The sequence below is a fragment of the Aciduliprofundum sp. MAR08-339 genome, from assembly GCF_000327505.1.
In the GTDB taxonomy this organism is placed as follows: domain Archaea; phylum Thermoplasmatota; class Thermoplasmata; order Thermoplasmatales; family Aciduliprofundaceae; genus Aciduliprofundum.
Genome location: NC_019942.1, coordinates 440,454 through 467,054 on the forward strand (window position 1 = coordinate 440,454; position 26,601 = coordinate 467,054).

The following is a 26,601-nucleotide window of genomic DNA, read 5'->3' on the forward strand; positions in this document are numbered from 1 at the left end:
TTCACTTCCTCGCAATTATCTTTATAACATCCCCGTCCTGAAGCACGTAATCATGGCCCAGAATTCTCTTTGTTCGGGCATCCACGGCGCGTATGAAATTCTCGCCCAGATCAGTGTGCACTCTGTAGGCCAGGTCCCTGGCCGTTGAGCCCTGGGGCATGAGGAACACGTCTGGCAGAACGTTCCCATCCTTGTCCGTCCATTTGTTCTCATCCTCCACGGGATAAACAGCGAGCATACGGAGAACATTGAAAACCGTGTGCTCAATGACACGCTGCACCCCTGTGCCTCCAAATTTGTGGATGAACTCTCGGATCTTCTCAAGGGCTTTTATCTGCGCGGCATTCAACATATCCTCATTCAGTATGCGGAAATCCACATCGCCGGGCACATAACTGACGAGTCCGGCCTTGGCAGCCCTTCTCAGAGCCAGTTCGTAATCGGCAGACACGGGTACGGCTTCATAGCCCATCTCCCTGCATTTCTCGATGAATTTGCGCAGGTACTCCTCCGGGGCAATATCCGCCTTGTTTGCAGCTATGACTATGGGCTTCGCAATTCTCCTTATCTCATACGCGAGATCCAGAATATCCTCCTGGCTCCACTTCGTGGGCTTCTCATCCAGATCCAGATTAGAAAGGGCAAGATGTATATCCCTCTCCCCAATGTTCAATCCGGATAATCTCTCTGCAAGTGCAACCTCTATCTTCACCTTCTCTGCCTCCAGCCTCCTGGCTATGCGAGTCCAGCCTCTGGAGATTATGTCCGCTATCCAGAAAGCTATCTCCTCATCAAGAAATCTCACATCCCCGTATGGGTCTCCCTCACCCATGGAAACGGGATTTCCCTCAGCATCCGTTGAGCCGGATGCATCAACCACGTGTATAAGCGCGTCCGCGTGCCTCAGATCATCCAGAAACTTGTTGCCCAGACCACGCCCCTCATGAGCCCCGGGCACCAGTCCAGCAACATCTATGAGTTCAACGGGTATGAACCTCGTGCCCTCAATGCAAATGGACTTTTTCGGATTGCAAGCCCTACCTATCTCCACGTGGGGACAGGGCCTGCGAACGTGGGCAAAGGCACGATTCGCCTCAATCGTCGTGAATGGATAGTTTCCAATCTCAACCGTGTGCATGGTGGCAGCGGCAAAGAACGTGCTCTTCCCCACATTGGGCTTGCCAACGAGCCCTATCTCTACCATGTCACCAGAACCTTTTTTATGCCCTTCTTCTTGGGGCAGTCTATTTCCCCTTCAACCTTGGTGATCTTGACCTTGGTTCCCTCTCTCAGGCCCAGGGGATGACACAGTTCGTAGAACTCACAGCCGTACTCCTTGCAGTTCACAGGTTTGAATGTAATGCTCTCACCCTCTACCAAGCTCTTGGCCTCAACCGCAAGGGGCACGGGTATCTCCTCAACCTCCACAGTTACAACCTTGCCCTCATCGTGAACCTTGCAGTCGTGCTCCTTATCGCGGATCTTCGTTATCCTGTACCACTTGCCCTCATCCAGGTTGAAACACACGTTCTTCAACTTGCAACTCCTGCACTCCAGCAACGGGCCGAGATACTGAAATTCGAGACCCTCCTTTGCCAGATCCTTACCTATCAGAGTAATCATTCATATCACCTCCCTACTACTCCTGTTATCCTGGCCAGATTTCTGGCCGCCTCCTCGGTCAGACCCCTCATCCCCAGAATTGTGTACCTGTTTCTCATCCTGTGAGCGTTGGTGAGTGCTTCAATTATGTCCTCCTCCTCAACCCCCAGTTCCCGGGCAGTTACAGGTGCACCTATGGCCTTGAGTGCGTTCCTAACCCGCAGCCAGTCCCCCCCATGCAGGTACATCATCATTATGGTGCCCACACCCACCATCTCTCCGTGCAGAGCCTTTCCCGGGGCTATTTTCTCCAGGGCATGGGCGAAGAGATGCTCACTGCCGCTTGCCGGCCTGGAAGAATGGGCTATGCTCATGGCCATCCCGGAGGCCATTATGGACTTGACAACTATCCAGGCACTTTCCTCCAGGTTCGGTTTTATTGCATCTGCATTTTCAAGTATGAACTCGGCAGAGTACTTGGCCATCCCGTAGGCTGTGCTGCTGAACTCCTCGTTGCGCAGTTTATGTGCCAGTTCCCAGTCCTTTATGGCCGTTATGTTGCCTATCACATCCGCAGCACCCGCAGCAAGATACCTGTAGGGTGCCTGAATCAAAATCTCCGTATCTGCAACTATACCCATGGGCTCCTGGGCATCCATGGATACTGTTGTTCCGTTCTCCCTTATTGATGCCCTGGGACTTGCGATGCCGTCATGGGTTGCTATGGTGGGAACACTTATGAAATGCATTCCCAGATCATAGGAGGCTTTCTTTGCCAGATCTATCTTGCTTCCTCCACCCACACCAACCAGAAAATTTGAATCATGGGCATGATCCTTAACCCTTTCAAGATTTTCAACACTGGCCTTATCGGTAATGTGTACCTCCACATTGAAGCCGGAATCCTCAAGAAGCTCTTTGACCCGCTTGCCGGCAACCTCATAACTTGTGGAGCCGGTGACAATAAGAGCGTTTTCTCCAAAACCGAATCTCCGGCACATTGGCCCAACCTGCTCCAGGACCCCATGACCCGCATATATTTCCCTGGGCAGTTGAGTCCACTTTGATTTTTCAAAGCTCATTTACTCACCTTAAACTCTTTTTGCATATTAAAATTGCGATAAATTCCAAAAGATTAATAAAGGATGGATAACTATTTGTTTCAGGGGGTAATCAAAATGGTGGAAACTCTGGTTAAGAAAGCTGCGGAAATTGAGAAAAAGGCAGCGAGCACTTATGTAGACGGCCTCGGCCTCATAAGGGGACAGGGGCTTAAATACACAAACGTTGAGGAGATTGTGGGAAGAATCGCCATAGACACGATAATACACAAACATCTAATGCAGGCAATCGTGGATGCTCAGAAGGAACTTGCAAAACTTGGAACGGGTGAACCCATTAAGGAGATAAAGGACATGGAACTGAATGGAGAGCAGAAAGCCCTGGTCAGGCGCTTTGCGGAGATGCACCTTGAAATTGAGAAGGACATGATAGAAACGTACGAGAAGATGGCGGAGAAGATGACCCACCCTCTTTTAAAGCAACTTGCCCTGGGACTCGTGGAGAATGAGAAAGAGCACCACAGACTGCTTGGAGAACTGATTGCCAAGTACAAATAATCATTTTTCCCATTTTTTGAGATATTCCTCGTAGCCCAGGTGCTTGAGCAGGGCCATGGCCCTTCTTATATCTCCTCGTTTGTAGTAAGCGTAGGCAAGGTTGAGCTCCGCTTCCCTGAATCCCCTATCTAACATCCATGCACGTTTGAAGTGCTCCTCAGCCAATTCGTATTTCCTCGCCCGTAAATAACTCAACCCCAGGGCATTGTGAGCATACTTGTCCTCCATACCTTTCAACTCCTTCCATCTGGATTCCTCAAAGAGCAGATGCGCAAAGCCCTCAGGTACAGATTGCCCTCGGGTTGTTTTTTCCTCTATGAGCATGACCCTCCTTACAGCCTCTTCTCCCAGAATCTCAAGTTCCTTGGGAGTCAACTCGTCCATATTCTCTGGTACCTCCATACCTGCGATCTCCAGCAATCTTTTGGTGTTGAGATGCAGAGCATCATTAAGATTTTTTAACTCCCGACCGTGAATTCCATCAAGGATCCTCATAATACCCTCACAGGCATTGGATATGTTACCCTTTTCAATTTCCCTTTTCACATTCTCAAAAAGGGATCCAAGGTCCCTGTCCTCTACAAGTGCTGTTTTTTGTGTGCTTTCCAGGGTGGAAAGTTCCTCCGAGAGCATGCTCTTAATTCTCCCGTACTCCTTAACCTCCCTCGTTCTGCCCTCCAGTTTATCAAGGAGTTCTATCGCCTCCTGATTTCCGGGCTCAATCTCAAGCACTTCCTGCAGAGTTTCACGCGCATCCTTTCTCATGCTCCTCCGCATGTATATTCTGGCAAGGAGGATAAGACCACGAGAATCTCTCCTGAGTTTCAGGTACTCCATAACGGCGTTTCTGGCTTCCTCGTACCTCTTCAAATCAAAATAAAGATAGGCCTTGTTGAGATACGCCTCTGCAAAATTCTTATCAATTTTAAGCGCTGCATTATAACTGCGCATCGCTTCATCGTACTTACCCATGTACTTCAGCGCCACACCCCTGTTGTTCCAGAGCGCAGGCATATCCCTCCTTATCTCAAGGGCCTTCTCATAGCATAGCAGGGCCTCACTGTACTTCTCCATTGAGAGCATCACATTGCCCCTGTTTATCCAGCAGGCCAGATTGCGGGAATTGAAACGCACGCATTGGGAATAGGCCTCTCCAGCCTCCTGCAGATCACCCTCTTCCTCAAGAATCTGCCCGAGGATCAGCCATGCCTCATCGTCCTTTACGTTGTCCTCAAGTATGGATGTGAGGATGGATATGGCCTCTTCAGTCCTTCCAAGGGCTGCTAGAATCCTTGCCTTGAGTTTCTTTCCCTCTGTTGTGGGCTTTATGCGAAGTGCATTTTCAACATATTCAAGCGCCTTATCGTAAGTTCCATTCTCCAGAAAATCGCGGGCCCATTGCAAAAGCGATGCCAGCTCCCCGGCACTTGGAAGATAGCGCCCCTCCCTGGCCTCCTTGCCCCTCTCTTTCCTTGTGAGCTCTTCCTCCAGACCAAACTCAACGATTAGCCTCTCAAAATCGTTCCAGTCCATGAAAGTCAGATCTTCCCTGCCACGGAGATCATCAACACCCTCAAACACACCCGTTGTTATGAGCATCCACCTGATCTCAACGGTTTCAAGATCAATCAAATCCAAAACGTCCTCCCTCGTGACCTTGGGTCTTTTCAGAAATATCACCACGTAGTGCAAACTCTTGCCGGGCACGGGCATGTAGGCGTCAAAAACAACGGTATCATCACGATAAACGCTGTTACGAATCTTAAATCCCATCTCCACTACCAGGCGGTTGCAGAGTTTGAAAAATTCGTCCATGGTCATATTCTCAATTTTCTCTCTCATTGAAGCACCTCCCCGGGAAAACCAAGGCGCTTCAACTTTGCAATGAGGGCTTTTCTCTCATCCTCAAGCCCTTCCTCATCGTAAATATTCAGAAGAAGAAGGTGGGCGTCAAGATTGTACTTGTCCTTCTTCACGACCTTTTTCAGGATTTCAGAGGCTTCGTGGTATCTTTTCAATTTAAATAGAGATAGGGCAAGATTGTACATGGCCTCCACGCTATTCGGATCTTCCTCAACAACCTTCGCGTAGATCTTGGAGGCATCCCCGTACTCTCCCAAATCAAGCAAAGCATCGGCAAGATTCTTCCAAGCACTCCTGTTGTCCCTCAGAATTTCCTCGTAGATAAGGAAGGCGGCGTCCCTGTCTCCCATGTCCATGAGAAGACGTGCCTTGTGAATCTTGTACCCATCTCCATATTTCCTTATTAGAGCATCAACCAATTTGAGAGCCCTTTTAAAATTTCCACGTTCCCTCTCAATGAGGTAAAGGAGATAATCTCCCTCCTCTCCATCGACCTTCCTGGCAAATTTTTCAGCAAGGTGAAGATAGTAATCCTGATCAATTTCAAAATTTTCAAGGTATGATGAGAATCTTCTGTGAAATAGAAGGGCAGCCCTCGCGAGAAGTGCATTATCCTGCTTGCTCCCCTTAAGCGCCTCCCTTGCCATGCTGTTAAGTTTACCAATACCCATATCAGTGAGCATGCCCCTTTCAATTTCTATGGACAGATCTTCCTCATATGCACTGCACAAAAGGGATTTCCTGAGCAAGAAGGGATGCTCTTCCATGATTTTCAGTGAGCATTCCCTACAAACAGGACGCTCGGATTCCCGCCCACATATTATGCAATTCACAAAGTAATATAGCACGTTATGAAATAAAAATTTTCTTATCGGAAGATTTTTGTATTTTTCATCTCATGCTTTTTCATGAAAATCCTCGCACTTCAGTGCAGAGAGTTTGAAGTTTTCAAAAGATACCTGGAAGGGCATGATGTGAGATGCCCCAATGATGCCGATGATGATTTCCTTGAAGAAGTGGATATCGTTCTTGCCCACAGCTGGAAAAAATTGGAAAAATTACTGCCAAAGATGAAAAAACTCAAAATGATACAGGTATTCTCGGCGGGAGTTGATCATTTTGATTTCTCAAAGATACCTGAAAATGTGGTGGTTTGCAGCAATGCAGGCTCAAACTCTTGGGGTGTTGCGGAGCATGCCCTGGCATTGATCTTCGCCGCGTTGAAACACACAGTGTACAGGCACAACGAGATGCTTCGGGGCAACTTCCCGCAGATGCTTCCCAGCAAATTACTGCGAGGCAAAAATGTTGGCCTTATAGGCTTGGGGAATATAGCAAGGGATTTGAGCAGCATGCTCAGATGCTTCCATGTCAATCTCCTTGGGGTTAGCAGAAGCGGCAGGTGCTCCTTTTGCAAGGATTTTATTTTTGTGGGAAAAATGGACCAATTGGATTTCCTTCTGGCCAATTCAGATATAATAGTGCTTGCCCTCCCCCTAACAAGGGAGACAATGGGGCTTATTGATGGAAAAAAATTGAAAATGATGAAGGAGGATGCCATTCTTGTTAACGTGTCCAGAGGAAGGATAATCGTGGAAAAAGACCTGTATGAGCATCTTAAAAATCATCCCAATTTCACGGCGGCAATAGATGCCTGGTGGCATTATGGTGAGGGGTTCAGGCAGAATTACCCGTTTGAAAAATTACCCAACGTGATTCTCAGTCCCCACTGCGCGGGTTCATACGAGGGATTCTGGAAAGATCTAACAATATCCGCTGCCGAGAATATAAAGAAGTTCATCGCAGGAACCCCGAAGAATGTAGTAAGAAGGGAAGATTACCTAGATTAATCCCCTATCCGCAATCAGGGCGGCACCGAGAGCTCCGGACTCTTCGGATCTTGCCCTCTCAAATATAATATCATCCGGCGTGATGAAGCTCAGCAGGTTGTGAAGCTCTTCCTTCATGGATCTTTCAAACAGATCATAAGCCCTGGCAGCACTTCCTCCAATCACAACAATTTCAGGATCAAGTAATTGAATTGCCGTTGCAATTCCCCTTGCCAGTGTCCTCCCGTATTCTTCCATGAACCTCAATCCCTCCTTTTCTCCATTTCTGGCCATTTTTTCCATGCGGGGAAGGTCATTGTACCTCCCACCCAGAACAGTTTCCAGGCATCCTCGCCTTCCACAGTAGCATTTCATCTCAGAAAATCCCTTCAAATGGCCGATCTCCATCGCACTTCCCCTACCCACATAGGGGGAGGATTTATAAACAAAACCTGCACCCACACCCGTGCCGAGAGCGACAAGCAGGAGAGGATCGTATTTCCCTCCACGGAGAAAGTACTCCCCGTAGGCCATGGCAGTGCAGTCGTTCATCACAATAGCACCCTCAAAATGATCTTGCAGAATCTTTCCATCGAGCTCGGGTATGTTGGGGGATTTAATACACACGCCATTTCTCAAATAGCATGGCACGGCGATGCCCACCCTCGATTCTCCCGCCTGCGAGATGATGGACCTGAGTGTGGCTATCACCTTCCCATTCCTAGTGCCTGTCTTCCACCTATTCAAAATTTTGCCATCCTCAACCCTTGCAGCGAGGATTTTCGTGCCACCCACGTCGATACCCAGAACCATGAAATGCCATGCCCAATCAGGTAAATTAACTTGATGGGAAAAAATTAATAGCCCTGGAGCGATATGGGGCTGGAGGGGATTGAAAATGACCGTGGCAAAAATAGTGTCCCATTTGCACTCTTACCCTCCGCGTTACGGCCCGGGACGGGGCAGCGGAGGGATATTCGGCCTGAAATACCACAGGAAGATGCTCTACTACACGCTTTCATTTGATGCAGAGGCTCATTTTGTGAAGGATTACGATGAGCAGATTTACAATTTTCAGATGGTGGGCAAGGCCCCCACTTCGGGGGGAGATACATACAACGCCGTTGAAACGGTGGATGAGTATCTGTACTTCGGCGGTTGGGTTCACGCACCTGCAAATTTCCAAAATGGAGGCATTGATTTTAAAAACAAGTACTCCCACGTGCACGAGTACAACATTGACGATGATTACCTCAAACTCATCTGGAAGGATTCCATTCACAACAGCGAAAAATGGGCAGGAGAGGTCAGCGACATAATATACGATCCCCACAACGACAGGCTACTCATAGCCAGGGGTGATGGTCACGAGAATCTTGGAGTTTACGCAATAGACCGCTCTTCCGGAGAGGCAGAGAGGCTGACCAACACTCCTGTACTAAAGGGGGATATAATGCACGATGAGGTGTTTTTCGGCTCTGCGGATAATTACAAGACGGGACTCCTTAAAATTCTTAAACTGGATCTGCAGGAGAATAAATGGGAAGACTACAATGTGAAAAACGTAAAGGCCATTGACGGTGAGGGGCTCATAATTCCTTCACTCGGAGATGTGTCAAGCCTCTACAATCGCATATTCGCGTTCACACGGGGCGGTGTGCTCATAGGAAACCCTGCCAATGGAGAAGGTTTCAAATACGCGAGACTTCTTGATTTTTTCACATTCAGAGCCCCATTGAGATCAAACGCCCTTTACATGAACGGAGGAATACTCATAGCATACAACGCTCAGCACGATTCAATATACCGCGCGAAAAATGTGGAGGATAGGATAAAATACACATTCACCAACACAATAGTTGCACCAACCCTTCTTCTTTACATCTCTCTCCCAATGGTGAAGATAGTGGGAGCATTTGGAGCGAGGATAACAAGCATGGAAAATTTGGGGGATAAAATACTGATCGGAACAAACACCGCACCAAATCTGGGGATTAAGGATGCCCTGCCCTATGACTCTGGACACAGGGGGTTCTCCATGCTCAGCCACGATTCCCTTCAGAGAGATCCACCTTCCGTGAGTATATCCATTCCAATGGCAATACCCTCACTTGCCAAAAAGAAAACTAAACACAGCGTGTTTGGAGGAATACCCCTTGATGGATACAGGGATCCCAGAATGATAATATACGCATCCAAGAGCAACGAGTTGACGGTGTACGAGTACGACCTGGCTCTACCCCTGAGTGAGGCACACGAGGATAAATTCAACCTCACTGCAGGAAAGAACTTGATTGCCCTATCCTCCTTCTCCGGAATAGTGTCATTTAAATTGAGAAGAGAGGATTACCAAGGAAAAATAAGAATTGAGTTGAAATGATCATTGATAAACGTTCCAGAGCTGGGAGAAATAGTCCTCGTACTGCTGAGCCACGGCCTTGCTCTCTATAAGCGCGTCTGCTTCATGGTTGTAATCAAGGGCGCTTGTACTCCAGTTTGTTGAGCCCACGATGACTATGTAACCATCTATTATCACAAGCTTGTCATGGGTGGTCTGATTGCTCCAGTCAAATTTTACCTTGATTCCATGGGATTCAAAATACTCTCTCCAATCCTTGGCCCACTCAACCATCTGCGGATTCTCAAATCCATAGCCCTTGCCATCGTCCAGAATTATCTTCACATCAACTCCACGCTTCTCTGCAGCAACAAGGGCCCTGCCCAGGGAAGATACTTTATGTGTGTCCTTATCAGGATTGCCGTACCATTTCATCTCGTACATCACTATGTGGATGCTCACATTTGCATTTTCTATTTTGTTTATCACTATTGGATAGTACTGCCTGTCCTCTATGGGTATTATTTTTGTGTTATTTCCCTCAATTATGGTATAATGCATACCCTGCACATTCTCACGCTGAACGAGCATCTCTGCGGACATGAAACCCGCAATGAATGCCAGGGTTACAGCAATTACCAGAATGGCACGATTGTTCATAGCGCCATAAATCTACTTATTTTATTTAATCTTATTCCACCACCAGCTCGTACTGTCCCGAATGCTCTGCGTACACAAATTTTCCCTCAAGATAGATTAACCCCTTGGAGATTCTCCTATCACTCACAACCTTCAGAGAGTAGGGACCATAGCGAAGGTATCCGTGGTAAAAATAGGATACTATGGTACCATGAATCCAAACCTTCTTTCCAGCGTACTTTTCTAGATTTCCGATTCCAACACATTTACCTCCATAATTCAGGGTTATGTTCTCAGCCCTAAAAATACCATCAGAATAGGTCCCATAAATGTACACGTCTCTCTCCCCAAAATAACCCCCACGCACGTAAATCCTGGTGAAGTTGAAGCCATCGGATAATTCAAGGTACTCGGAAGGAACCATAGAACTCATATTTCCATATATCCTCACCCTCATGCCCACGAAAAACTCTGGATTCGTGAGAAGTTCCCGAATATTCAGGTTCAGGTACTTATCCAGAACCTTCACATCATCCTTATTTTTCACAAGAATTTCCACCATGCCTCTATACCTTGAAACCTCTCCCCTCAAAACTACGCGCTCTCCTGGATACAGGGTGGTGTGAAAGAGAAGGTACGCTTCCGTGCTGTTTTTGAATGTTTTCTCGTAGATCTTCAAAACCACCCCTCTCTGGGTTTGCTTTATATTTCCCACAATGCCCGAAACCTCAACAAAATTTCCCACATTTTCGCCAATTTCAGACACATCCACCTTCTTTGGTGTAATAAAAGAAATGTAAGCAAAGAGTGATGCGAGGAAAATCATAATCAACACTGCTATCGCCAGGACTACCTTCTCATCCCTACCCAGCTCCACATTCATGAATTTCCATTTTTGTATTTAAACATTGACACCTGCAAAAACAATTAAATCCAGAATACCATTACACACCATGGAAATTTGCAGGGGCTCACAATGCCTGAATGTTGAACTTGTTGCATACTCCTTGCCCCGAGAGGGGGGTGTGGATAAACTCATAGCGGAGAGCGCCGCCATATCCCACGCTCCAGAATTCAGAACCCTCAACGATGAAAGGGTAAAGCATCTTGTAAATCTCCTTAAAAAACTGGGACATGAAAGTGTTTTTGAGCACGCCTGTTTCACCTTCCGTGTTGAGGGAATATCCCGAGTTTGTTCCCATCAACTGGTGAGACATCGACTTGCAAGTTACACCCAGCAGAGCCAGAGGTACGTTAGCCTGAAAAATCCAAAATTCATCGTTCCGGAGAGCATATTTGGGAGCGAGTTTGAGGAGGAGTACATGGACGTTCTAGAAAGGGCCGCCACTCTTTACAGAAAGATGGTTGAGACAAAGAAGATAAGAAAGGAAGATGCAAGATTCATACTTCCTCAAGGTATTGAAACGAAGATAATTATAACAATGAACGCCCGGGAGTTGAGACATTTCATAGAGCTACGGTGCGATCCAAGTGCCCAGTGGGAGATCCGCACGATGGCAAAGGAAATGCTGAAACTGGCCCACGAAAAGGCCCCGATTCTTTTTGAGGACCTCTACGAGAAATTTATCTTGGACAAATCTGACCAGCAATTATAAAATATGAGGATTTCATGGCTCACGCAAGGTGATTGAAATGGTAGATCAGGAAGCATTGAGAAAGGGTCAATCTCAGCTTGAAAGGATAAGACAGGCCAAAGAAACTGAGAAGCGCATAGCAGAAAAGATGAAGAAGATAAAACACAAACTCATGGTCCTCAGCGGCAAAGGTGGAGTGGGTAAGACAACGGTGGCTGTTAATCTCGCAGTTACACTCGCACTCAAAGGTTACAAGGTTGGGCTTCTGGATGCCGATATTCACGGGCCCAATGTGCCAAAGATGCTTGGGGTGCAGAACGCCAAACTCACGGTTAGTGATGACGGCATGTTAGTGCCTGTGGAGCCAGTACCAAACCTCAAAGCCATATCCCTCCAGATGGCTCTTCCCCAGGACGATGCCCCAATAATATGGCGTGGACCACTCAAGCACAAGGCCATACAACAGTTGCTCGATGAGGTTGCCTGGGGTGATCTGGATTTTCTCATAATTGACATGCCCCCCGGCACTGGAGATGAATCCCTGAGCATATCTCAGCTCATACCAGATATGGATGGTGTGCTCATAGTGGCCACACCCCAAGAGGTGGCTTTGCTGGATGCAACCAAAGCCATAAACTTCGCAAGGCAGATGCAGAAGAAGGTCGTGGGCATAATAGAGAACATGACAGGAGAGATCTTCGGTCAGGGTGGAGGAAAGAAGGCTGCGGAGAAGTACAACGTTCCTTTCATTGGAAGCATACCCATGGATGCACGCATTGTGAGATGTGGTGATACGGGCGAGCCCTTCGTTATGAAGTACCCGGATTCTGAGGCTGCAAAGGCGTTCCACGATGCTGTAGACAAACTTCTCGAAGTTTTGGGGGAAAAATAACCCCCTTTATTTTGCAGATGATCGTTATAAAGTTAGAATCGGGCCATGGTAGGATTTGGGGGTTTGAAGTTTAGAAATTTTGGAAACTCAAAAATAACCCGGAAATTTTTCACGCTACTTCTTGGGTAGTGTCACCATGAGAAAACGGGGGTTTTCTCATGTATATATACATGAGAATGCACGTGTTTTTCTTATAGGAAATCATGGAAATATGGGGGTAATATATTTTTGAAGTCTCAAAAATTTCTCAAAATCTTCCAAAACCTGTGTAGCACTACTTCCAAAACTTCTCAAAACTCGGTTTTTGAGGGAATTTTTATATATTATCCAGCCACAATAAAATTCCATGTTTCTCTAATTTTCAACCATGTTTTGGAAAAAATTGGAAATAAAAATAATGCGTTGAAAAATAAGTTAAATACAGAAAATTTTGAATTTTGCAGTAGCATAGAATCAGGATCATTATACAAAATTAAAATTCGGAAAATACAGGAAAAATATGGAAATTTTGGAAAATATACCAAAATATTTTCCGGTTTTGGAAAAATTTAAAACTCCCCCTTAATTATTATTCCCCTACATCACCCAAAGGGCGTGTAGAGCAAAAATTTATAATGTGAAAATCAATATCACTTTCAGGGATGAACATGCGGCTAAAAATGAACATTAAGGATTTGAAAGAGATTACGAACCTTCTTCTCACGCTGGTATCTGAGGCAAAATTTGAGGTGAATCCCAGCGGGCTTAGTGTGAAGGCTGTGGACCCTGCGCACGTTGCAATGATCGTATTGAATGTGAACAAGGATGCCTTTTTGGAATTTGACACCGAAGAGGAGGAACTCGGAGTGGACCTTGATAAGGTCAGAGACATTCTAAAACTCGCATCCTCTGGGGATGTGGTGGAGATTTCAAAGGATGGAAGTAAACTCACCTTCCTCATGGGAAACCTAACAAGAAGTATGCCCCTCATTGATACCAGTGCACTCACCGTTCCCAAGGTTCCAAATCTGGTGCTTCCCGCCAAAGTCGTGCTTCCTGTCAAGGAGTTTGAGCATGGAATAAAGGCCGCAGAGAGCATATCAGATAACATAACTCTCCGCATCACGCCAACAGAGTTCGAGATGTACACCCAGGGTGACCAAGACGAGGCCAGACTGAACATACCAAAGGACATGCTTAAAGAGTTATCATGCGACGAGCCCGTAAAGAGCATGTATCCTGTGGATTATCTGGTTAAACTTGTAAAGGCCATGGACTCTGCGAATGATCTAACCATCTACATGGGCACGGATTATCCCATAAAAATGGAGTTTGATATAACTGGAGGTGCGGGCAAGGGTGAGTACCTGCTTGCCCCGAGAATTGAGGGGGAGTGATTTTTCGCATTATTTAAATACTATTACCCCCATATGGTTTATTGAGGGGTATGTCAAATATAAAACGATATGTGATTGGGGGAGCTGTTGTATGCATTCTCCTAATTTTTTTGGGTGCATTACTATTTCCCCTACAAACTTCAATAGACCATGTGAATGCTGGTGTGCATACTGATTATGTAAAGGGACTTGTGAAACACGATCCAATAAAAATAGATAGTAACAAAGAGTTTCAGATAATGGCCTCTAATGAGAACTGGCCAGGCAGTGGCTCATTTTGGGATCCTTATATAATAGAGAATTATGACATAAATGGAACGAATGCACTATGGGGTATATACATAGGAAATGTAACTGCTTATTTTACAATAAAGAACTGCCACATACACCATGTGAACAAAGTTGTAAACAATATGAACTTATACCACGATGCGGGCATTGAATTTTACAATGTGAGCCATGGTAAAATTAATAATAACGTATTGGAACACAATAAATACGGTATTGCAGTATTTGACTCTCCCTACACACTCATTTATGGAAACACATGCAGAAATCATACAGGAGAGAGCATATTTCTCGCTTCTGACTATTCCAGGGCAATTAACAATACATGCTCCTATAATGGATATGGGATTATGATAGAGGCTTCGCATACAAGGGTTGAGAACAACACATTAATAAGGAGTGCTATCCTGTTCTATATGGATACCGCCCAGTTCACCGAGGTACACAATAACACGATAATAGAGAGTGGTTTCATCTTCAATGGAGGAATGACCTGCTATAAGAGCCAAAATATATCAATAGATAACACGGTGAATGGAAAACCTGTTTACTATTACAAGAATATGGATATGAGCAGTGTTAGTGTGCCAAGTGATGGAGGGCAGATAATACTGGTAAATGTCCAAAATGCCAGAATTGAGAATGAGGATCTGAGCAACACAACAAGAGGTGTAATTGTGGGATACTCATCTTACATCCATATATCAAACAGCAAGTTCTATAGTGATGGAATTGGTATCAGGCTTAAGTACTCTTCCTCAATAACTGTCACCGATTGTAAATTTGTGAACTCTGGTTATGGTCTATACATTTATCACACCGATTATGTATCTGTGGCGAGAAACGAATTTTACTATTCTCCTGGCCATAATCCAATGTATATTGATGTAACCTATTCCCAGGGTAATAAAATCACAGATAACCAGTTTTTAAACGGATACTATGGAATAAAGAGCTATGAAATGTACTCCACTCTTATTCAAAACAACAGTTTCAGTAATACAAATATCCCTGTGGATTTAGCGGATGGAGATCACCTTGAGGTCCTTGAAAACACTATGGTTGATAGTGGAAATTATGGAATAATTATGTGGGGATATGAATTTATCAACATAGAGGGGAATCATATAAACAATGGAGATATAGGCATAGAGCTCCATGGGGTGAGCCACGGAGATGTGAAAAACAATGTAATCTCCAACATGACTTCTGGTATCTATAAATATGGATTAGATCTGGAGTACTCTTATAATGTGACAATATACAATAACAAGATAGAGAACTGCACCTACTACGGTATCTATCTGGACAGCCATTCAGAGAACAACACGATCTATAGAAACTATTTCTACTACAACCACGGCAGTGGTGATTCCTATGATTCCTCACATGTTCAGGCAAGAGATGATGGGCACAACAATGTCTGGAACTCAACCTTGAGCGGAAACTACTGGCAGGACTGGAGAGGTCCAGATTCAAATGGAGATGGTGTAGTAGATGATCCGTACATCATAGATGGCATTGCCCACTCTCAAGATTATCTGCCTATAGCTTCACAGTCAATACCCGAGCTCAATTATCTCCTAATCCTGCTTCCACTGATTGCTGCTATGCTGCTTCTTCGCAGAAGATGGTAAATATAATAAATTGAGGGATTTCGAATGCGGCCTAGATGCAGTTATCTAAATCTCTTTTTGAAAAGAAATTTTAGGTTTCTAAGTCCATCGTTCCAAGTGTTAAGCTTAACCTCGCCCTTGCGTTCTCGGTACTCAATTGGTACCTCCTCACACCGGAATCTCTTCCATGCTTCAATTTTTATCTCCTCGCTGAATGGCATTCCATCGCTTGTGAGGTTGAGGTCCTTCAAAATTTTACGGCGAAACACCCACATCCCACTCTGGGAATCCTTGATTTTCACACCAAACAGAATTCTTGTGGTTATTGTGAGCACCCAGTTTCCAAACTTGTGGGTAAGGGACATTGCACCCTTCTGCATCTTTGAGAATCTCTCACAGGAGATGAAATCAAGATTATTCTTGAGAAGATGCTCTACAAGCTCAGGTATTCTCTCTGCAGGATAGGTATCGTCCCCATCCAGTGTAACAATTATATCTCCTGTGGCGTGGGCAAATCCCGTCTTGTAGGCCCTGCCGTAGCCCTTTCTCTTCTCCACTATGACCCTTGCACCCTTCTCCCTTGCTATCTCTCTAGTTCGATCCTTGGAGTTTCCATCCACTATCAGAATCTCCCATTCGTATCTGGAATCCTTCGGTATCTTATCAAGCACGTGCCCGATGCTCTCTTCCTCATTTAGGGTGGGAATAATAACACTAACCTTCATTTCCTCTCACCGTACCTTTCTCCATAGAACTTGCAGGCCAGATAACCCATCAGAGCGAAGCTAAGGCGTACCAGCCCCCAGAGAGATAACTGGGATGGATTGAACATCCTTTCAGGCTTGTACCTGTTCCATAGATTTCCATACTTCATTGTGAGCTGCTTTCTTCCATACCCGTTCCAGAACGCCTGCTTGGCAAATGAGTAAAATGAGTCCCGGGTGCGATGATACACTATGGCTCTGGGATTGTAAAAAAGTTTTCCCCCGGCGTCAATGGCCCTTATGTTCAGATCAATATCCTCAGCGGTCATAAACCATGGATCAAATCCACCAATCCTCTCAAAAAGCTCCTTGCGATAGGCAAGATTGCAGCTGGGAAAGGTCACATCAAAGCCCTTGTAGAACAACTCCACACGTTCCAGTTTCTCCCAGGGACCGTAACCGAGATATATGGTCTTTCCGGCAACTATATCAGCCCCCTCTCTGAAACTCTTCCTTATCTCAGAGAGCCAGAATGGATTGACTATATCGTCACCATCGGTGAATGCCACATAATCGGCCTGTGCCATTTTAACCCCATAATTTCGTCCCTCACCCCGGGTTCCACCCTTAATGTAAAGGTGAATGAAATCATACTCTTTCTGATACTTTTTTATTATATCCACAGTCCCATCCTCACTGTGGGCATCAACTATCACAATTTCAAAGGGTGGCTCCTGAATTATGAGAGAATCAAGCAAGTCAGATATGTGCCTCTCCTCGTTTCTGACGGTTATAACGACGCTTATGAACACGGGTCCCATATCCCATTCATATTTAATAAATTTCCTCCCCAAATATTTAATCCTCAAAGCCCATTAACCCCCTGTGTCCATCAAACTCGTTGTGTTTGACCTGGATGATACAATCATCGTTAACGAAATTCCGTTCTCTCAGATAAGAGAGAGAATATTCAGAAAAATAGGTGTTAAAGATGGCCCCAAGCACCTATACGAGTTCCTGAGAGATTTGGGGGATGAATATGTGAAACTTTTAGAAAAGGAGGAAATATGGAGAGCAAGAGAATCAAGGATACATCCCTCGCTTCCTGAGATTTTAAAGTACCTGGATTCAAAGGGCATAAAAAAGGTCGTGCTCACCAGAAACTCGCGCAGTGCTGCAGAGACCGCCCTAGGAGAATACATTTCCAAATTTGACTGTGTGATAACCCGGGACGATGGATTTGAGCCGAAACCCAGTCCAGATGCTCTTCTGTATCTTCTAAAAAAATTCGATGTTAGAGGTGAGGAGTGCCTTGTTGTTGGAGATTACCTCTACGATATGGAATCCGGAAGGAGGGCAGGATGCATTACTGTGTGCATAGGAGACTGGGATGCAGATTATAAAATAAAGAATCTGGGTGAGTTATTAAAAATTTTAGAGAGAAATGTTTGAGAATTACTTATCCCCAAGAAATTTGATTTCTCTTGCAAATATTTTCCAATCCATCTGCTCTATCAATCTTCATACTAAAATTAAATATTTACAACAATGCACTCTCTGAAATTCACACTTATTCTGTTACATACGCTAGAAAGAAAGGTGGAATCATGAGGCCTGAGTTCTAAAAATTTAGGATCCAGAGTACCTCCATCTGTTGAGTATTGCTGGATGACGTATCTCTTCGCACCGCGAATCCAGGCAGATATACTCTCAAAATCTTTATCCGATAAGATGGGTACAGCCGTGGTTCTGAACTCGTAATCTCTGGCTTCTCTCATTATCAATCTGATACTCTCATTTATCTTATCAATATCCACAGAGGTGCCTGCAAGCTCCCTGTACCTTTCCATTGGTGCCTTTATGTCCATGGCCACATAGTCAACATAGGGCATTAAATCCCTGAGAACTTTTGGATTTGAACCGTTGGTGTCAAGTTTTACAGGCACAATTTTGGATAGTTCTCGCACAAACTCTGGGAGATCCGGATGTATTGTTGGCTCTCCACCAGTGATGCAAACTCCATCTATCCAATCTTTGAGCTCCATGACCCTATCCAAGATATTTTCAGGAGAAATGCTCATCTCGAGGGCTTTTGTAACCAGAGTGTAATTGTGGCAGAACGGACATCGAAAATTGCAGCCGTAGGTAAATATTGTGGCCACCATCTTACCACGCCAGTCTACAAATGATTCAGGCATGAATCCCGCAATCATCATAGACATCACATCAGTATCAGCTGCACCTTTTCCTTCTTTTCAACATCTTCACTCTCCACCTGTGGAGTTGCAACGCTCTGGGCTATATCCCTGTAAACCTTCCAGCGCCCCTCCATGGCGTTGAGGTTGAAGTCAACGCGCATTCTGAATTCCTCCCTCTTTCCATGGTTCCACGCATTTACGGGCCTGAAATATCCAACCACCCGTGAATAAACCTCCGTTTGCCTTCCACAGTACGGACATTCAAAATGCTCTCCAGGGATATAACCATGCTCAGGACATATTGAAAAGGTGGGCGTTATTGTGAAATAGGGAATTTTTGTGTTTGTTGCAATCTTGCGGACAAGTGCCTTAACACTTTCTTCGCTTACCCTCTCTCCTATGTAGGTATGAAAAACCGTACCCCCCGTGTAAAGGGTCTGTAGAACTTCCTGATGTGCCAGTGCCTCTATTATGCTTACCTTGTAATCCGCAGGCAGCCATGTAGAATTTGTGAGATATGGCTCACTCTCCCCCGATGTGTATATATCCGGATACATCTCCCTGTCAAGTCGGGCAAGACGGTATGATGCACCCTCCGCAGGAGTGGCCTCCAAATTGTAAAGATTTCCAGTTTCCTCCTGATAAATCTTGAGGATTTTGCGCATGAATTTCAGGGTTTTTATGGCAAATATCAAACCCTCCCTCTCGTATATGCCGTATCCAAACAGGTTCATAAGCGCCTCATGCATACCTATGAGCCCTATGGTTGAAAAATGATTGTTAAAATGTCCAAGATATATTCTGGTAAATGGAAGCAGCCCCCTACGCATGTTCTCCCTTATCACTCTTCTCTTTATTTCTAAACTCTCTTTGGCAAGGTCCATATAATGTCTGAGCATTTCAAAAAATTCATCCTCATCATGGGCCTCATATCCGAGACGATTTAAATTGATTGTCACCACCCCGATTGAGCCTGTTAACTCACCGGAGCCAAAAAGTCCGTTTCCTCGAGCACGAAGTTCATTCATATCAAGCTGTAAACGGCAGCACATCGCCCGTATGCTCCTTGGGTCCAGATCGCTGCCTATATAATTCTGAAAATATGGTGTGCCATACTTTGCAGTCATTTTGAAAAGAAGGGAAGCAATCTCACCATCCCAATCAAATTCCGGTAAAAGATTGTAAGTGGGTATGGGAAATGTGAATATGCGTCCATTTGCATCTCCATCCATCATTATCTCCATAAACGCACGATTCAGCATATCCATCTCTTCCTGATAATCTGAATAGGTGGTGCTCAGTTCTTCGCCACCAACTATGGCATGCTCCCTGCCAAGGTCCTCAAGGGGTACCAGATCAAAGGTGAAATTGGTGAATGGCGTCTGTGAACCCCACCTTGAAGGTATATTGAGCCCGTAAATGAGACGCTGCATATTCTGCTTTACTTCCCTATAATTAAGTTTATCATGACGTATAAAAGGAGCTAGATATGTATCAACACTACTGAATGCCTGGGCCCCTGCAAACTCCATCTGCATTGTGCCCAGAAAGTTTATTATCTGCGCTACCGCCGTGTCCAAATGCTTAGGTGGTCTGGCATTGATCTTTCCAGAAACCCCTCCAAATCCCCTAAGCAGAAGATCCTTTAAGTACCACCCTGCACAGTAGGGTATGATCCCGAACGATAAATCATGAATATGAAAATACCCTTTCCTATGGGCATCTGCAATTCGCTCATTATACACATGCTCCAGTGTATACTCACTCATAACCTCTCCAGCAACATGGAGCATCAATCCTGAATACGAGTACCCCGTGTTGCTGTTCTCTTTCACCTTCCAGTCACTTTGCGTTAAATATCCCTCAACAACATCCTTCACCTGCATAAAATAATGCATATCACTGCAATATAAATTGATTTTTTTGAACAAAGATGATAAGGAACATGGTAAAATAAACTTGAAAAAAATCAAATTTACTTTAAAAAATGAATTTCTGTTCGTACTTATGGGCCTCAAACAACAGTTTCAGTTTTAATTTCCACATATTTAAATACCATTAAAAAAATATCGTATATGATCAGTATGAAAGATACTTTGAAGATTTACAGAAGATCAATAATGGCCATCTCACTGATCAATCTTATTCTCGGAGCGTTCATAGCAGGCTTTGGATTCAACGCAATATTCACAGATATGGCCGTGCCGAAAAATGTTGTTGCTGCATTCATATTTGGAATGAAGATTGCCTATGGCAGCGGCCTATCCCTTGAATTCCTGTTCCTCCTGATTGGGATGTTCTTCGTATGGATATTCTACAAAGATGGACAGGGAGATGTTGGAGCCATGGCATCTTTCACTGCCTCTGCACTTCTCCACATATTCACGCTCTCATACGCATACATGGTGGTACTCACCTACGAGGCTGGAAACATTCTGCATCCGGTGAAACTCATAGGAGATCTGGTGCTTTGGGGTGGGGCAGGTTTGCTCTATATGCTCCTTATCACCCTCGACATCGTTCTTCTTGGAGCTGCACACACAAAAATAAAGAGAGGGGAGGCTCAAAGATGATTCAATCACCGAACAATTAATATGCCGTCCCTCTCCATCTTCAAAAATGCAAGATAGATTATAGCCTGAAGTGCCTCCATATCAACTCCAAAAAGATCCGGCCTTTCCTTTACCTCGTGCTCATAAAGGTAATCAACAAGCTCGTCCATATACTCTTCATCTATCTCAACACTCATAAAACTCACCATGTGAACAGCGGCAACAATGTATTTAAGAGTTTCTACGATCTTTCTGTGATTCCTTCAATCCCCTGTCTATCGCATTTATGGCGGCGGCCACAATAATGCCGGTTATGAGCATTCCGGTGATTGGGAGAAGGAACACCGCTATAATCTTTCCAAGTATTGTATGTGGGACGATATCTCCATAGCCCAGGGTCAGGGCCGACACGAAGGCAAAGTATATGCCATTTCCAATCCCTATACCCTCAATGTAGCCAAGCAGAATGCCCATCAGAAATATAAAGAGGAGAAGGGTTGATATTATATTTCTCACCACGTATATGACTTTCAGAAATATCCTAAAAAATACCTTGAACCTTATTATGTTCGGAATTTCCTCACTCTCAACATCATTCATTCACATCACCTCTTTGGCAACCACAGGGTCAGCACACCACCTATAACCAAGGACATCATCATAAACATCATGGCCGAACGCATGGCCTCTGCCAGAGCCACGTTTATGAGATGATTGATCTGGGGCATATATTCGGGAGGTATGTTTATCTCTCCATGCTTTATCCTGAGCACCCACTCAATAACCATGTGCCTGTCCACATTGGGAAACTTTGTCTGTATCATACGGGTTATGGAATTGATCATACCCATTATGAGTACGGCTCCTATGAACGCGGTTCCAAGACTCATACCAAGTTGCTTCTGAGAATTAAACACTCCCGAAGCTTCAGCCTCCTGAGAGGGGCCCGCTCCAGACATTGCAAGGTTCGTAATCTGGGAGAATATCAGTCCCAAACCAACTCCGTAAAAGAGCATACCTGGGGCAAGATCCAAACCAGTTGCACTCACTGAGAACTCCTGCATAAAGAGAAACAGCCCTATGAAAGCCATAACTATGCCCAACTGAATTATGGACCTGGGAGAGAGATACTTCAGAAACCTCTGACCGGATACGGAGAATACAAACATCATCAAAGATAGAGGAATTATAGTTATACCGGTTTCCATGGCGTTGTACCCAGTGACAGTTTGAAGGAATATGGGAATTGTGAACATTACCCCTGCCAGAGTTATCTGGAAGAATATGCTCACAAGGTTTCCAACGGTGAAGGCCCTTGATTTAAAAAGATCCATGTTCACCAGGGGCGCCTTGAACTCCCTAACTAATTTCCGCTCGTACCACACAAATACCACGAGTATTAGCACACCAAGAGAGAGAACGCCCATAACAGGTGAATCTCCCAGAGGATTTATGAGAAGTATTGAAAGCGTTACAAGAAAAAGACCCGTGGCCGATAGGATCGCTCCCAAAATATCAAATTTCATCTTCCTCGTTGGAGGATAATCTCGCAGTATGCCTATCTTGGCGATCATACCCGCCACTATGAACGCCTCCATTCCAAACCCCACCCTCCATGTTATGTACGTGGTGAAAAACCCACCTATTATTGGACCAAACGCCGCAGCAGCTCCAGCAATTCCACCCCAAACTCCAAAGGCATAGGCTCTGTCTCTGCCAGAGTATTCCTTGGTGAGGTAAGTGACCGTCACGGGCATCATCAGGGCCCCACCTATGCCCTCAAGAATTGACCAACCAATCAGCAGAACGGGTAAATTCGGTGCCAGCGTGGCCGTGGTTGTACCCACCCCGTATATGATCAATCCCATGGTGAAGGTTTTTTTAGTACCCCAGAAATCTGCAATTCTCGCGCCAATTATCATAAACGCCGCCATAACAAGAGCGTAAAGGGCAATGGCCAGCTGTATTCCATCCACCGTGGTATTGAGATCCCGGACAAGGGCAGATATGGATACGTTCATCATAGTGGTATCAATGGTCATGATGAACATGGCAAAACTCATCATGTAAAGCACTCCCCACTTGTTCTGCACTCTGCCCTTATCACTCATAGGTGGTAAAGTATGTTTCTGCAATATAAATACTTTTTATGCTGAAAAAAGTAAATTTTAATACCCTCAAACAGATAGCCCATTATGATAAATCCCAGGGAAATGCGCAGATTAATGCGTCAGCTCAAGGCCAAGGAGATTGATGCCTACGAGGTCATAATCAAGGCCAGGGACGGAGACTACGTGATAGAGGACCCCCAGGTAATGTACATGGAAATTCAGGGTCAGAAGATGCTCCAGGTTGTTGGTGAGATGAAGAAGGTTGAAAGGGAGGAAAAGAAGGAGGAACTTCCATACACAGATGAGGATGTGCAGCTGGTCATGCAGCAAACAGGGTGCACAGAGGAGGAGGCAAAGAAAGCACTTGAGGAGGCAAATGGAGAGCCAGCGGAGGCGATAATATCAATAATGAGCAGGAGGTAAGAGAGGAGGTTCTGCGAAGGATCAAACCCAACGAGGATGAGGAGAGAAGGTTATGGAACACGGTAGATGAACTGCTCTCCAGGGCAAATGAAGAACTTGTAAAAAGGGGATTTGAAGAAGATGCCATTCTCGTGGGCTCGGTGGCCAAGGGTACCTACCTCAAGAATCCAGACATAGACATATTTCTGAGACTCCCGCCCGATACTGACAGAAAAACTCTGAAAATGGTGGGCATAGAGATTGGTAGGACGATAATACCCGATGGCTTTGCCAAGTACGCAGAGCACCCTTACTGGCGCGGCACATACAACGGGTTTGAAGTGGACATAGTACCCTGCTACAAGATCAACGACCCGAAGGAGAAGATAAGCGCGGTGGATAGAACCCCATTTCACACGGAGTACATAAAATCCCACATAAAGGACTGGCAGAGGGATGAGGTCCGGCTGCTGAAGGCCTTTCTCAAGGGCATAGGAGCCTACGGGGCAGAGGCAAAAATACATGGATTTTCCGGATACTTGACCGAGTTGCTAATTTTAAAGTATGGAGATTTTCTGAATACGTTGAAAAATGTTGCAAAATGGAGAAGGAAGGTGTACCTTTATCTTGAAGATGGGGGTGCTAGATTTAGAGCACCTGTTGTGTTCATAGATCCAGTGGATCCTGAGAGAAATGCGGCCTCTGCAGTCAGTGAGGATAGAAAAAGTTTGTTTATATATGCTGCAAAATCCTATATGAAAGGCCCAAAACTTGAGTTTTTCTTTCCGCGGCCAGTTGAGCCCATGGGTGAGCAAGAAATAGAGGATATAATTTCAAAAAGGGGTACCAACTTCCTGGTTATAAGAGTTCCAAGACCGGATATAATAGAGGATAATCTTTATCCGCAGATAGAGAGAAGTATGGATTCCTTTCTGAAGATCCTTGCAGATTTTGATGTTGTTTCACATTTTTACATCGTGCAATCTGATTATGTGTATTTCATAATTGAGGTGGCCAGAGATCGCCTACCCAGAATTAGGGTACATGAAGGACCACCTGTGTGGCACGAGAATTCGGACAATTTCATAAAAAGATGGAGAGGCAAGGCGCTGAGGGGTCCGTACATAAGGGGTAACAGATGGTATGCAGATATTGAGAGAGAGGCATGCACGGTTAGCGAGGTTTTTTTCAAAAATCTCCATAACTACAAACTAGGAAAGGAGTTTGAAAAAATAAAAAAGGAACTGGTTTTGGGCTCCATTTATGATTTTATGGGTGAAATTGACATGAGGGCCCTGACTGAGTTTTTTATGGCTGCTTTCCCATGGGAACGGTGATCTCGACCTTTGAATAGTGATCCTGTGGCTCAGGGGAATTCACATAATTCACATCCCATGCCTCCACAGTGATTCTCCCGCTATTGGTTATGTTATACGCTACATAGTATCCATTTATCCGTTTGGCAAGATGCCCGTTTATCTTAACCTGATCAACTCCCACATTATCCGATACAAAGGCTCGAACACTTATCTTATTACCCCATTTCAATTTATCTATGTTTTTATCATACACACCGTGAGAATACGTGTAAATCACAACCCATGCAGTACCGTTGTAAACCTCCACGTTCCTTATCTGGGGCGGAGAGACATCATTGAGTGGGGGATTTAAGGCAACTGTCCATCCAAGGAACCAGATTAGAAGGAACATCGTTATTGCATAGAACCAAGTTTTCTTATCCTTGAACTCCGCATGCAATTTTCCAAGAATGGGCTTGAGAATCAGAAGAAAACCAAATCCCAGAATGGCCCCCAGATACACACTCACATAAACCTGAAGGTATCCAGATATGAGGCCCAGAATAAGGGCAACGGAGAATATAAAAATTATACCCTTGGCCTTTTTAATTTCGCTAACTAAGAACTCACGCTCGTCAAACTCGGGCTCTTCGAATATTTCCCTTTCCTCCTCTTCAGGAGTTTTTCTTCTCTTTGCCATATCACATCATCCCATCTATCAGATCGTTTATGGCCCTTTCAGGGTCCTTGGCCTTAACCACACCAGATGCAACCAGAACACCCTTTGCTCCAAGCTCAATGGCCTTTTTCACATCGTTTCCGTTCTTTATGCCCGCACCCACAAGGACAGGTATGTCACGCACAGATTTAACAGCATCTATGGTCTCAACTATTGCCTCGGGCCTGGCCGTGGATACGGATACTTCTCCTCCTATCAACTCTGGAGGCTCCATTGCCACAAAATCAGGATTTAGGAATGCAACCGCTCCAGACACTCGGGCATTGTTGGTGCATACCACCGAGACCATGTCCAGTTCCCTTGCCCTTTGCACGAGGTAATCTATATCGGCCATGGTTAGCCTGCGCTCGGAGTGGTTTATCAGCAGGCCCTCAACACCACTTTCCTTGGCAAGTTCCATATTTATCCTGCCCGTGTGGGCTCCATGGGGCACGGGATCAACGTGCTGGAGCATAACGGGTATGTTTACCTCATCTCTTATCCTTGAGAAATCAAGAGGATTTACGGCAATTGCAATGCTCACATCCCTCTCCTCAGCAACCCTATCAAGGCTCTTTGCGAGATTCAGGGCCCTTTCTCCAGAGCCCGAGTGATACAATTTGAAATTCACAATTATAACTGGCAGTTTCCACATATTTGGCTGTAAGGATGCCTTTTAAATAAATTTTTCTGGAAACTTTGGTTTCGTTTTAGGTTTCAATACAAACCCAATAAAGAGACCACCGGATGAAAAAGTTTATATACTTCTTTGCTATATATGACAATTGTCAGACATTTGTCTGATAAGTGATAGAAATGAATGAAAAAGATCTGGAGGAGATAATAGAAGAACTGGACGCCATGATTGCGGAGCTTGAAGAGATAATGGGGGACGAGGTGCTGCTGGGAGCTCAGAACATGGCCATGGCGCCCGCATAATCACACTGACCCACCTTCACCC

General features: G+C 45.1%; 29 protein-coding genes. 12 read left to right on the forward strand and 17 right to left on the reverse strand.

Features of this window, described 5'->3' with window-relative positions; all coding sequences use genetic code 11:
* Window position 1 precedes the first annotated feature (1 nt).
* The 3 genes from ACIM339_RS02450 to ACIM339_RS02460 are packed head-to-tail and all read right to left on the reverse strand — an operon-like array spanning window position 2 to window position 2,684.
* On the reverse strand, window positions 2-1,204 hold the full coding sequence (locus ACIM339_RS02450; protein WP_015283019.1) for a redox-regulated ATPase YchF: 1,203 nt from the start codon (window positions 1,202-1,204) through the stop codon (window positions 2-4).
* A complete protein-coding gene (locus ACIM339_RS02455; RefSeq protein WP_015283020.1) occupies window positions 1,198-1,623 on the reverse strand; it encodes a UPF0179 family protein in 426 nt (141 codons plus the stop codon). The genes ACIM339_RS02450 and ACIM339_RS02455 overlap by 7 nt, the downstream gene beginning before the upstream one ends.
* 5 nt (window positions 1,624-1,628) lie before the next feature.
* Window positions 1,629-2,684 carry an NAD(P)-dependent glycerol-1-phosphate dehydrogenase gene (locus tag ACIM339_RS02460; RefSeq protein ID WP_015283021.1) on the reverse strand — a complete coding sequence of 352 codons (1,056 nt, stop codon included), beginning with the start codon at window positions 2,682-2,684 and terminating at the stop codon, window positions 1,629-1,631.
* A 96-nt stretch (window positions 2,685-2,780) separates the two neighbouring features.
* Between ACIM339_RS02460 and ACIM339_RS02465 the strand changes: the two genes are divergently transcribed.
* Window positions 2,781-3,221, forward strand: coding sequence for a hypothetical protein (locus ACIM339_RS02465; protein ID WP_015283022.1), 441 nt, complete (start codon window positions 2,781-2,783; stop codon window positions 3,219-3,221).
* Here the strand turns inward: ACIM339_RS02465 and ACIM339_RS02470 are convergent, their stop codons facing one another.
* Window positions 3,222-5,063: a tetratricopeptide repeat protein gene (locus ACIM339_RS02470; RefSeq protein ID WP_015283023.1), complete on the reverse strand. Its 1,842-nt coding sequence runs from the start codon at window positions 5,061-5,063 to the stop codon at window positions 3,222-3,224.
* Window positions 5,060-5,917, reverse strand: a complete 858-nt coding sequence (locus ACIM339_RS02475; protein WP_162007673.1) for a tetratricopeptide repeat protein — start codon at window positions 5,915-5,917, stop codon at window positions 5,060-5,062. The genes ACIM339_RS02470 and ACIM339_RS02475 overlap by 4 nt, the downstream gene beginning before the upstream one ends.
* Window positions 5,918-5,992: 75 nt before the next feature.
* Here ACIM339_RS02475 and ACIM339_RS02480 point away from each other — a divergent pair, with 75 nt between their 5' ends.
* The gene (locus ACIM339_RS02480) at window positions 5,993-6,934 is read left to right on the forward strand and encodes a 2-hydroxyacid dehydrogenase (RefSeq protein ID WP_015283025.1); all 942 of its coding nucleotides are present in this window, start codon (window positions 5,993-5,995) and stop codon (window positions 6,932-6,934) included.
* Here ACIM339_RS02480 and ACIM339_RS02485 read toward each other — a convergent pair.
* Window positions 6,926-7,726 carry an ROK family protein gene (locus ACIM339_RS02485; protein ID WP_015283026.1) on the reverse strand — a complete coding sequence of 267 codons (801 nt, stop codon included), beginning with the start codon at window positions 7,724-7,726 and terminating at the stop codon, window positions 6,926-6,928. The two genes, ACIM339_RS02480 and ACIM339_RS02485, sit on opposite strands and share 9 nt — an antisense overlap.
* 85 nt (window positions 7,727-7,811) lie before the next feature.
* Between ACIM339_RS02485 and ACIM339_RS02490 the strand changes: the two genes are divergently transcribed.
* Window positions 7,812-9,293 carry a DUF2139 domain-containing protein gene (locus ACIM339_RS02490; RefSeq protein ID WP_015283027.1) on the forward strand — a complete coding sequence of 494 codons (1,482 nt, stop codon included), beginning with the start codon at window positions 7,812-7,814 and terminating at the stop codon, window positions 9,291-9,293.
* On the opposite strand, the gene ACIM339_RS02495 is transcribed toward ACIM339_RS02490, so the two are convergent.
* On the reverse strand, window positions 9,294-9,911 hold the full coding sequence (locus ACIM339_RS02495; RefSeq protein WP_015283028.1) for a phospholipase D-like domain-containing protein: 618 nt from the start codon (window positions 9,909-9,911) through the stop codon (window positions 9,294-9,296).
* A 31-nt stretch (window positions 9,912-9,942) separates the two neighbouring features.
* A complete protein-coding gene (locus ACIM339_RS02500; RefSeq protein WP_015283029.1) occupies window positions 9,943-10,773 on the reverse strand; it encodes a hypothetical protein in 831 nt (276 codons plus the stop codon).
* 70 nt (window positions 10,774-10,843) lie between these two features.
* Between ACIM339_RS02500 and thyX the strand changes: the two genes are divergently transcribed.
* The 4 genes from thyX to ACIM339_RS02525 all read left to right on the forward strand — a co-directional run bounded on the left by thyX (window position 10,844) and on the right by ACIM339_RS02525 (window position 15,678).
* A complete protein-coding gene (gene thyX / locus ACIM339_RS02505) occupies window positions 10,844-11,506 on the forward strand; it encodes an FAD-dependent thymidylate synthase (protein WP_015283030.1) in 663 nt (220 codons plus the stop codon).
* A gap of 37 nt (window positions 11,507-11,543) precedes the next feature.
* Window positions 11,544-12,377, forward strand: coding sequence for an Mrp/NBP35 family ATP-binding protein (locus tag ACIM339_RS02510; RefSeq protein ID WP_015283031.1), 834 nt, complete (start codon window positions 11,544-11,546; stop codon window positions 12,375-12,377).
* A 641-nt stretch (window positions 12,378-13,018) separates the two neighbouring features.
* Window positions 13,019-13,753, forward strand: coding sequence for a DNA polymerase sliding clamp (locus ACIM339_RS02520; protein WP_337954343.1), 735 nt, complete (start codon window positions 13,019-13,021; stop codon window positions 13,751-13,753).
* Between the two features lie 50 nt (window positions 13,754-13,803).
* Window positions 13,804-15,678 carry a right-handed parallel beta-helix repeat-containing protein gene (locus ACIM339_RS02525; protein WP_015283033.1) on the forward strand — a complete coding sequence of 625 codons (1,875 nt, stop codon included), beginning with the start codon at window positions 13,804-13,806 and terminating at the stop codon, window positions 15,676-15,678.
* 41 nt (window positions 15,679-15,719) lie between these two features.
* Here the strand turns inward: ACIM339_RS02525 and ACIM339_RS02530 are convergent, their stop codons facing one another.
* Together ACIM339_RS02530 and ACIM339_RS02535 are read right to left on the reverse strand one after the other, a co-directional pair.
* Window positions 15,720-16,382: a glycosyltransferase family 2 protein gene (locus tag ACIM339_RS02530; protein ID WP_015283034.1), complete on the reverse strand. Its 663-nt coding sequence runs from the start codon at window positions 16,380-16,382 to the stop codon at window positions 15,720-15,722.
* Window positions 16,379-17,182, reverse strand: coding sequence for a glycosyltransferase (locus tag ACIM339_RS02535; RefSeq protein ID WP_015283035.1), 804 nt, complete (start codon window positions 17,180-17,182; stop codon window positions 16,379-16,381). The genes ACIM339_RS02530 and ACIM339_RS02535 overlap by 4 nt, the downstream gene beginning before the upstream one ends.
* A 64-nt stretch (window positions 17,183-17,246) precedes the next feature.
* On the opposite strand from ACIM339_RS02535, the gene ACIM339_RS02540 reads away from it, so the two are divergent.
* On the forward strand, window positions 17,247-17,813 hold the full coding sequence (locus ACIM339_RS02540; RefSeq protein ID WP_015283036.1) for an HAD family hydrolase: 567 nt from the start codon (window positions 17,247-17,249) through the stop codon (window positions 17,811-17,813).
* A gap of 80 nt (window positions 17,814-17,893) precedes the next feature.
* Here the strand turns inward: ACIM339_RS02540 and ACIM339_RS02545 are convergent, their stop codons facing one another.
* On the reverse strand, window positions 17,894-18,577 hold the full coding sequence (locus ACIM339_RS02545; RefSeq protein WP_052309853.1) for an anaerobic ribonucleoside-triphosphate reductase activating protein: 684 nt from the start codon (window positions 18,575-18,577) through the stop codon (window positions 17,894-17,896).
* Between the two features lie 5 nt (window positions 18,578-18,582).
* Entirely contained in the window at window positions 18,583-20,457 is a 1,875-nt protein-coding gene (locus ACIM339_RS02550; RefSeq protein WP_162007674.1) for a ribonucleoside triphosphate reductase, read from the reverse strand.
* A gap of 177 nt (window positions 20,458-20,634) precedes the next feature.
* On the opposite strand from ACIM339_RS02550, the gene ACIM339_RS02555 reads away from it, so the two are divergent.
* Window positions 20,635-21,132 (forward strand): hypothetical protein, encoded by a 498-nt coding sequence (locus tag ACIM339_RS02555; protein ID WP_015283039.1) that lies wholly within the window; start codon window positions 20,635-20,637, stop codon window positions 21,130-21,132.
* 5 nt (window positions 21,133-21,137) lie between these two features.
* Here the strand turns inward: ACIM339_RS02555 and ACIM339_RS07910 are convergent, their stop codons facing one another.
* From ACIM339_RS07910 to ACIM339_RS02565, 3 genes are read right to left on the reverse strand one after another with little or no spacing between them, the layout of a single operon-like run.
* On the reverse strand, window positions 21,138-21,308 hold the full coding sequence (locus ACIM339_RS07910) for a hypothetical protein (protein WP_162007675.1): 171 nt from the start codon (window positions 21,306-21,308) through the stop codon (window positions 21,138-21,140).
* A gap of 34 nt (window positions 21,309-21,342) precedes the next feature.
* Window positions 21,343-21,711, reverse strand: a complete 369-nt coding sequence (locus ACIM339_RS02560) for an ion channel (RefSeq protein ID WP_015283041.1) — start codon at window positions 21,709-21,711, stop codon at window positions 21,343-21,345.
* A 5-nt stretch (window positions 21,712-21,716) separates the two neighbouring features.
* Entirely contained in the window at window positions 21,717-23,222 is a 1,506-nt protein-coding gene (locus tag ACIM339_RS02565) for an MFS transporter (protein ID WP_015283042.1), read from the reverse strand.
* 84 nt (window positions 23,223-23,306) lie between these two features.
* Between ACIM339_RS02565 and ACIM339_RS02570 the strand changes: the two genes are divergently transcribed.
* Both ACIM339_RS02570 and cca read left to right on the forward strand, forming a co-directional pair.
* On the forward strand, window positions 23,307-23,645 hold the full coding sequence (locus ACIM339_RS02570) for a nascent polypeptide-associated complex protein (RefSeq protein WP_015283043.1): 339 nt from the start codon (window positions 23,307-23,309) through the stop codon (window positions 23,643-23,645).
* 11 nt (window positions 23,646-23,656) lie between these two features.
* Complete coding sequence (gene cca / locus ACIM339_RS02575) at window positions 23,657-24,961, forward strand: CCA tRNA nucleotidyltransferase (RefSeq protein ID WP_337954356.1); 1,305 nt, start codon at window positions 23,657-23,659, stop codon at window positions 24,959-24,961.
* Here the strand turns inward: cca and ACIM339_RS02580 are convergent.
* Complete coding sequence (locus tag ACIM339_RS02580) at window positions 24,933-25,622, reverse strand: hypothetical protein (RefSeq protein WP_015283045.1); 690 nt, start codon at window positions 25,620-25,622, stop codon at window positions 24,933-24,935. The genes cca and ACIM339_RS02580 overlap by 29 nt on opposite strands.
* Before the next feature lies 1 nt (window position 25,623).
* On the reverse strand, window positions 25,624-26,295 hold the full coding sequence (gene tpiA, locus ACIM339_RS02585) for a triose-phosphate isomerase (RefSeq protein WP_015283046.1): 672 nt from the start codon (window positions 26,293-26,295) through the stop codon (window positions 25,624-25,626).
* Window positions 26,296-26,456: 161 nt separating this feature from the next.
* Between tpiA and ACIM339_RS08065 the strand changes: the two genes are divergently transcribed.
* A complete protein-coding gene (locus tag ACIM339_RS08065) occupies window positions 26,457-26,579 on the forward strand; it encodes a hypothetical protein (RefSeq protein WP_015283047.1) in 123 nt (40 codons plus the stop codon).
* The last annotated feature ends 22 nt before the right edge of the window (window positions 26,580-26,601 follow it).